Origin of the sequence: Curtobacterium sp. MMLR14_006 (assembly GCF_001864985.1) — a bacterium.
Lineage (GTDB): Bacteria > Actinomycetota > Actinomycetes > Actinomycetales > Microbacteriaceae > Curtobacterium.
The window spans coordinates 1-384 of the sequence record NZ_MJGU01000018.1 but is presented as its reverse complement, the minus strand read 5'-3'; the positions used below and the strand labels follow the sequence as shown (position 1 = coordinate 384).

General features: G+C 58.3%; 1 protein-coding gene. It reads right to left on the bottom strand.

Going from position 1 to position 384, the window contains the following annotated elements; genetic code table 11:
- A partial coding sequence (locus BIU94_RS07445; RefSeq protein ID WP_368086398.1) for a molybdopterin cofactor-binding domain-containing protein occupies positions 1-305 on the bottom strand: 305 nt, incomplete at its 3' end.
- Positions 306-384 lie beyond the last annotated feature (79 nt).

Genomic DNA, 384 nt, shown 5'->3' with positions numbered 1-384 from the left:
CCATCGGTGTAAACGTGCACCAGTGCACCGGCCTGGTTGAGGTGCTTGGCCGTGAATGAAATGCCGAACTTCACCGGTGTCAGGGCCAAGCCCCGTTTCAGTACCGAGTTCTCTTTGTTGAACCTGGAAATCTCGGTACGACGCTGACGGTAGTCCGAGCTGGCCTCGAGCGTGTCGATCAGGTCCGGTAAAACGTGCTGCTCGACGATTTGACCATAGTGGGTTACATCGCGGCCAGGTCCGTACAGGTTGCGCTTGCGCACATCCAGCGGGTCCATGCCGAGATGGCGGGCGATATCGTCCATTGCCCGCTCAATGATCATCATGCCCTGGGGGCCACCGAAGCCTCGGAAGGCGGTATTGGAAACCGTATGGGTTTTGCAG